Source organism: Streptomyces hirsutus, from assembly GCF_001418415.1.
Classification (GTDB): domain Bacteria; phylum Actinomycetota; class Actinomycetes; order Streptomycetales; family Streptomycetaceae; genus Streptomyces; species Streptomyces hirsutus.
The window spans coordinates 1-3191 of the sequence record NZ_LIQT01000414.1 but is presented as its reverse complement, the minus strand read 5'-3'; the positions used below and the strand labels follow the sequence as shown (position 1 = coordinate 3191).

Annotated in this window: 3 protein-coding genes and 1 pseudogene; all 4 read right to left on the bottom strand. The window is 71.7% G+C overall.

The genetic code is table 11. The annotated features are described in order from the left end of the window. Positions 1-149: 149 nt before the first annotated feature. Positions 150-770, bottom strand: coding sequence for an RNA polymerase sigma factor (locus tag AOK11_RS28590; RefSeq protein ID WP_055596613.1), 621 nt, complete (start codon positions 768-770; stop codon positions 150-152). Between the two features lie 283 nt (positions 771-1053). Next, entirely contained in the window at positions 1054-2010 is a 957-nt protein-coding gene (gene ppk2, locus AOK11_RS28585; protein ID WP_206188946.1) for a polyphosphate kinase 2, read from the bottom strand. Between the two features lie 50 nt (positions 2011-2060). Continuing rightward, entirely contained in the window at positions 2061-2294 is a 234-nt protein-coding gene (locus AOK11_RS28580) for a DUF6411 family protein (protein WP_055596614.1), read from the bottom strand. Between the two features lie 184 nt (positions 2295-2478). Beyond that, positions 2479-3191: pseudogene (locus tag AOK11_RS28575) on the bottom strand (helix-turn-helix domain-containing protein); the annotation flags it as partial.

Below are 3191 nucleotides of genomic sequence, written 5' to 3'. Positions count from 1 at the left end.
GGGCGAGGGGGTGTGGGCGCGGTCGATCTGCTGCATCAGGGCTTCCTTGTGACGGAGGTGACGGCTCGGCGGGAGGTCCCATTCGGCCGATGCCAGCAGGTCCTCCGCCGCACTCCGGGCGGAGCCCGCGCGGGGCTGGTGGTCGGCGTTCATCGGGTTTCCTCCCGCAGGAACAGGGCCGCGAACGCGGCCTCACTCTCCATCTCTCCGTGGGCGCCCGGTGGTTCCGCTTTCCGTCCGGGCGGTGGGACGGAGCTGATCCGGGCCAGTCGCGCCCGGGCGCGCGAGAGCCGCGACCGCACGGTGCCCACTGGAACGCCGAGCGCCTCGGCGGCCTGCCGGTAGTCCAGCCCGGCCGCCACGCACAGGGCGATCACCTCCCGGTCCTGGCGTCGCAGTCGGCACAGGGCGTCGTGGACCATCGCGAGCCGGCGGGCGTCGTCGATCCGGCCGGCCGTCTCGTCCGCGAAGTCCTCGACCTGGCGGGGTTCGGGGCTGCGCGCCAGGAAGGCGAGCCGCCGGCGCAGACCGCGGTTGGCGTTGTGCGCCTTGTTCGTGGCGATGCCGAGCAACCACGGCTTGAGCGAGCCGCCCTCCGGTTCCACCGATTCCCGGGTGCGCCAGGCGGCGAGGAAGGTCTCGGACATCGCTTCCTCGGCCTCCGACCAATTGCCGGTCAGCCGCAGGGCATGGTTGTAGACCGCCCGCGCGTGCCGGTCGTACAGGTCGGCGAACGCGGCACGGTCCCCCGAGCGTATGCGCGCACGCAACGACTCCGCTGGTTCTGTAGGGCTCACACTCTTTACTCTCCGCCGCCCCCGCCCGGTTCCTGTGGCATGGGCCACAGCACTGCCGGAAGGGGCAGGGTGCTGTCGGAGCGGGGCTCACCGGTCCGGTCGCCTTCCTGACCAGTGGCGCCGTGCGGGTCCCGGCGGTCGGGCCGACTGCCGTGGCGGCGGTGACCATGGGGCGTACTACGACCATCGCGGGGAAAGCACGCCTCCGCGCAACGGTGACGCAGGCCCGGGTCCTCTCATGAGGGGCTCGTGGGCGTCAGCCGGTCCTGGGGTGCTTGCCGGGCCCCTCGGCGCCGGAGGACAGCGGAGTGGGCGACAGGGTGGTGTCCTCCTCACCGGGTTCCAGAAGGGTGTCGGCGGCGCCGACGATGAGGGGGTCGGGTGTGCCGACCGCCTCACTGTCCTTGCTGGCGTAGTCGATGCGCGACAGCAGACTGCGCATGGTCTCCAGCCGGGCGCGCCGCTTGTCGTTGCTCTTGACGACGGTCCAGGGGGCGTGGGCGGTGTCCGTGGCGCGGAACATGTCGACCTTCGCCTCGGTGTAGTCGTCCCAGAGGTCCAGCGACGCCAGGTCGGTGGGCGAGAGCTTCCACTGGCGGACCGGGTCGACCTGCCGGATCGCGAAGCGCGTGCGCTGCTCGGAGCGGGACACGGAGAACCAGAACTTCACCAGCAGGACGCCGTCGTCGACCAGCATCCGCTCGAAGGCCGGGCACTGGTCGAGGAACAGCTCGTACTCGTCCTTGGAGCAATACCCCATCACGCGCTCCACGCCGGCCCGGTTGTACCAGGAGCGGTCGAAGAAGACGATCTCACCGGCCGTCGGCAGATGCGCGATGTGGCGCTGGAAGTACCACTGGCCCGCCTCGCGTTCGGTGGGCTTGTCCAGGGCGACCACGCGTGCGCCACGCGGGTTGAGCCGCTCGGTGAGCCGCTGGATCGTGCCGCCCTTGCCGGCCGCGTCACGCCCCTCGCACACGACGACCAGGCGTGCGCCGGTGTCCTTGACCCACCGCTGGAGCTTGAGCAGCTCGATCTGCAGGATGCGCTTGGTCCGCTCGTACTCCCTACGGCTCACCTTGCGGTCGTACGGATGGTTCTCCTGCCATGTCCGGATGGGACGCCCGTCCGCGTCCAGCACGATCGGCTGCTCCCGCCGACTGGCGTCCACCGTCAACCCGTCCAGCAGCTTGTCCGCTTCTTCGGCGTTCATCACCGGTCTCCCCGCTCGGTCCGCTCGGTCCGCTCGGTCCGCACAGTCGGTCAGAAGGGCATACGGCCGCGGGAGCGGCGACCTGCCGAACCGCTGCGGCTCACCGCACGCGAACCGGTGTGGAAGGGCTTGCTGAGGAGCCGGCCCAGGATGCCGGGCGCCTTGCCACCGGCCCGCGCCCCGGCACCGAGCGTACGGTGCGTGCCGCGTTCGGGACGGCGGGAGAGACCGGGGACGAGGAAGGCCAGGACCGCACACACGGCGATGACGGCGACGACTACCATGATCGGCTCCCTCTGCTGGTGGACCGACATACGGGTGCCCCGCCTCGTCCCACCCATGTGAGCAGCGAAGGCTCCGGTCCGGGACCGGTCCGATCACCGGCCCTCACCCGCACCTGCCGCGGCACGCGCCCGGCGTCGTCGTCGCTTCGGCCCGGACATGTCCTCGGTGTCGGAGCCCCGGGGATCAGTTCTCCGCCACGCTGAACCATTCGGTGCCGCCGACCAAGTGCTCGTAGACGGGACGGCCCTGGCTGCCGCTGGTGCGGAACGGTTTTCCGTGGTCGTCGATCCGTGTGGTTCCCTGACGGCCGCCGCTGGACCACTGCAGCTCCGCGTACCAGTTCACGTCGTGGGCACGGGCGCGGGCGGTGATGTACAGCACCTCGGGGTCGGACCGGCTGACCTTGTAGGGGAAACCGCGCTGGCCGGCCTTCGGCACGACGGTGGGGTGACCGGCGTCGAGGTCCGTGTCGAACGACCTCGTCTCCACGCCTCCGCCGCAGCCCGACGACCCCAGGTACGCGTTCCAGGCCGGGGGTGCGCTCGAGCTGACCACGCGGACGTGCAGGGACTCGATGACGACGGCTTCGTCCCCGGTGCCCTGGACGGTCAGCGCCACCCGCTGCCGGTCGGCGGCGATGGCGCCGTGCGCCTTCACCCAGCCCGGCACGTCCTGCCCCATCACCGGCGGTGAGACTTCGCCGGGAGGCCGGTTGATCAGGTACTTCCCCTCGCACTGCGGGTCGTCCCAGGCATAGGTGCGGGTGCTCACCGTGAGCGGGACCTCATCGCCGCCCCGGGCGCGGCCCGTGCCGGTGCTGGGCGCCGACGGCTCGGCGTCGGGCTTTCCGGGGGCCGGAGCCGGGGCCGGGGAGCGGCTCGGGCGCGCGGAGGGGG

Bases quoted from the DNA above. Each gene is read 5' to 3' on its own strand.
- ppk2 (WP_206188946.1), bottom strand. From the start codon at position 2,010: ATGAACGCCGAAGAAGCGGACAAGCTGCTGGACGGGTTGACGGTGGAC.
- AOK11_RS28580 (WP_055596614.1), bottom strand. From the start codon at position 2,294: ATGGTAGTCGTCGCCGTCATCGCCGTGTGTGCGGTCCTGGCCTTCCTC.